The sequence below is a fragment of the Aeromonas sp. s6 genome (assembly GCF_040907815.1).
Lineage (GTDB): Bacteria > Pseudomonadota > Gammaproteobacteria > Enterobacterales > Aeromonadaceae > Aeromonas > Aeromonas caviae.
Map to the genome: position 1 here is coordinate 1 of NZ_JBFOCN010000094.1, position 2846 is coordinate 2846.

General features: G+C 57.7%; 3 protein-coding genes. 1 reads left to right on the forward strand and 2 read right to left on the reverse strand.

All coding sequences use genetic code 11. From position 1 onward, the window contains the following. On the forward strand, positions 1-142 hold a 142-nt coding region (locus tag AB5Y50_RS14375), incomplete at its 5' end, for a transposase (protein WP_319861765.1). Between the two features lie 178 nt (positions 143-320). Here AB5Y50_RS14375 and AB5Y50_RS14380 read toward each other — a convergent pair. After that, a complete protein-coding gene (locus AB5Y50_RS14380; protein WP_039040218.1) occupies positions 321-974 on the reverse strand; it encodes a YceH family protein in 654 nt (217 codons plus the stop codon). A gap of 169 nt (positions 975-1143) precedes the next feature. After that, positions 1144-2757, reverse strand: a complete 1614-nt coding sequence (locus AB5Y50_RS14385) for an IS1634-like element ISAs25 family transposase (protein ID WP_010674210.1) — start codon at positions 2755-2757, stop codon at positions 1144-1146. Positions 2758-2846 lie beyond the last annotated feature (89 nt).

Genomic DNA, 2846 nt, shown 5'->3' on the forward strand with positions numbered 1-2846 from the left:
AAGGCGACTGCGTAATGAATTTCTGGACTTGAGAGGTGCTTACAGCAAACCCGTACTCTGGTCACGCTCTTACTTTGCGGGCTCTTGCGGCGGAGCACCGTTGGAGGTGATCAAGCAATACATTCAAAACCAGCGGGGCTGACGCCCCGGCGAAATTCCCCTCCCACCTACGTCGGAGGGAGTCCCCTTTCGCATTTAAGATGGGTACGCGACCGACAGGGCTGACAGGGCACTCGCCCCTGCCACCGGGCAACGGGCCGCAGGAGGGGCTCGGTCATCAAAAAAGGCGCCGCAGCGCCTTCTGGAACCAGATTGTTGGCTCAGCCTTCCAGCCGGGCCAGACGGGCTTCCAACCCCTGCAACTGCCCCTTGAGGTGCTCGACCTCTTCTTCGAGCGCTGCCAGTCTGTCTGCCGCCGGTGACACAAGGTTGCCAGCGGGCGCTGCGTCGGCCAGCGCCTGCAGATCCACCTCGCCACTGAACAGGTGCGCGTAGCGGGATTCCCGCTTGCCCGGCTCACGGGGCAGCTTGACCACATAGGGCCCCCGTTCGATGAGGGTGGCCAGCACGGCATCCACTTCGGTCACATCGTCAAAGCTGCACAGCCGGTTGGTGCGCGAACGCAGCTCACCCGGGGTCTGCGGGCCACGCAGCAAGAGTTCGCAGATAATGCCGAGCTCCTGGGCCGAGAACTTCAGCTCGCCGAACTCGGTATTGCAGAAACGATGCTGATAGCGGGGCACCCGGGCGTTGAAACCGGCGGTATTGACCACCAGACGGCGGCGGATCAGCTCGTCGATCACGGCACGAATATCCAGCTCGGCGAGCTCCAGCACGGGTTCCCGGTTGCTCTTCTGGTTGCAGGCATTGACCAGTGCATTGAGCGAGAGAGGGTACTGATCCGGCGTGCAGATCTCTTTCTCAATCAGGCAGCCGATCACGCGGGCCTCTAATGGGCCTAGTACTATCTCCATGTCATACTCCCTTGCCAAACAAGACGTTAAGACGGTTATCTTAGCCAAGGCGCTTGCGCCGTCCAGCAGATAACCCCATTTTTGCGAGCCGATGAAACCCTTGCTGCAACCTTGTACAGCAAAACGGCCTCGGTGCGCGGGCGAGGTGAACCGACATTCCGCACCTGATTTAGGAATAAATTTGCCGATAGCGCTCACCCAATACCTCCAAAATGATCTGCTGGTCTCCTGTTAGCTCCGTTACTTGTGGCGGAGCTTCTCCCAGTCGATATTCATGGATGCCACCAAAGCGCAAAAAGATCCAACGGGCCGTCGGCTGCTGGGTCGGTTTCTTTTTCATATCCGCCACACTGCGATTCTGCTCCACTAATCCCTGCCGGATCCGGTGCTCCAACGCTGCGTAAATCATCAGGCTACAGGTCATCACCATGAGCAACGCTTCAATCCGCTCCGGCTTTTTCAGGTACAGTGAGGAGGTTAAAAACTCCGGGCTCTTGAGAAAACGAAAGCCCCGTTCGACATTCTGCTGCGCTTTATAGGTGGCCAAAAGTTCGGCCATGGTCAGCGTATCGCTGTGGTCATTGGTCGCCAGGATGAACACCCCGGTCTGGTTGCGGGCCTCTTCAACGCAAGCCAGGCTAGTTGCCGCCAACCCAGTGATTTGAAACTGATGGCCAATTGGCTCTTCGCCACGCTTGGGTCTGCCACGTCCTGTATAAACGGGTTCACCTACCACTTCGGCATCCAGTTGCAGCAGCATCAAGCTGGCGGTAAAACAGCTCAACTCAGCTTGGGCATCCGCCTCACAAGCAAAGCGTCGGGCACACAATTTGGCGAAGGCTTTGAGCTCGCGGGTACTGTCTTTGAGCAGGTTTTTGGCCAATGTCTGCTGCTCGCGGTGGCTGGCTTGTTCGCTGCGCACCAGCAACCAACGTTGCGCGACCCCGGCATAATTCGCGTGTTGCCAACGGCCATGATAGCCATTGCCCAGAGCGGTCAGCGGTTGTGCACCTATGGTTGCCACGGCCTGCTTTGCCTCATTGAGAGTGACGGGCACCCGGGTCACAAATAGTTGCTGCTGTTGCGCCAGTAATTGCAAGGTATCGGCGCAGTACAGTGCGGCATCGCCGACCAGATAACGGCACTCCTGCGCGGCCTTGAGACTGCTCAAATGGCGACGAACGGTCTGGGCAAAGGCTTTGGTGTCATTACTATTGCCGCTCAGGGCCTGCATATAGACAGGTAGGCCGGCCTGATTTTCACAGATGAGCTCAAGGATCACTTGATTCAGCTCTGGCCGGTGATCACGACTATAACCACGCACCAGTTGCAGCTTACCGACCAGATCCCCATCGGCACAGTCATAGGCGCCATCGACGTGGAAGCTGGTAATATCGAGGTGCACTGCGGTGCTTTTGAGCCCCAGCCGCTCGACAACTTGCGCCGCCATCACCTGATACAAGGCGCTGACATCGGCCTCAAAGAGGGCATCGAGACAGCGACCGAGCACATCATCATTGAGGTCATCAGCACAGATCCCGGGGCCAATCAGGCGCTCAACCGGCTTGTTAGCAAAGAATTGCGGGAACATGTGCAGGGTGCTGCTGTGAAAGCCGAGGCCGTTCACTATCATGGCGACCAAGGCTTCACCATGTGAGACCTTGAAAGGCGGGGTTTTGGGGAGCAAGGCATCGATCATGCGGGCAATGCCCAGTTCCTGGCAGAGTGCGGCGACCAAACCAAGGTGATCGAGGTTACGGATCGAGATAGCGGGTGCGGCCATGATGATCTACCTGCAAAAGAGAGTAATAGATCAGAACGGCCGATCGCCGTCAAGCACTGAAAATAGCAAAATCAGGTGCGGAATGACGG